The sequence below is a fragment of the Oleiphilus sp. HI0066 genome (genome assembly GCF_001635725.1).
In genome coordinates this window covers 1-568 of the sequence record NZ_LWFH01000352.1, presented here as the reverse complement: position 1 = coordinate 568, position 568 = coordinate 1, and the positions used below count along the sequence as shown (strand labels likewise).

Here is a 568-nt window from a genome sequence, read left to right as displayed (position 1 = left end):
AAGGTGCTGCTGTAGGCGATTTCATGAAGCCGGACCGAATTGTCATTGGTTGCTCGAAAGAGTCGTCTGAAGCACCAATGCGTGAGTTGTACGCGCCGTTTAATCGTAACCATGACAAGATTCTGTTCATGGATGTTCGATCTGCTGAGCTCACGAAGTATGCGGCTAACGCAATGCTGGCAACCAAGATTAGCTTTATGAATGAAATGGCAAATTTGGCTGAACGACTTGATGCAGATATTGAAAGCGTGCGTTTAGGGATCGGCTCTGATCCGCGCATTGGCTTTCAGTTTATTTATCCTGGCGCCGGCTATGGTGGTTCATGTTTCCCTAAAGACGTGCAGGCTTTAACACGTATCGCACGAGATGCTGGATATGAATCAGAGCTTGTGCAGTCTGTAGAGAATGTGAATAACCGCCAGAAGCATCGTTTGTTTGAAAAACTCAGTGCTCATTTTAATGGTGAGCTAGCAGGTAAAACGATTGCAGTTTGGGGCTTGGCCTTTAAACCAGAAACGGATGACATGCGTGAAGCGCCATCGCGTTGTCTGATGGAAGCATTATGGAA

At 46.7% G+C, this 568-nt stretch carries 1 protein-coding gene; it reads left to right on the top strand.

The annotated features are described in order from the left end of the window. Window positions 1-568: nucleotide sugar dehydrogenase (locus A3738_RS05070; RefSeq protein ID WP_156503971.1), on the top strand; the 568-nt coding region annotated here is incomplete at both ends.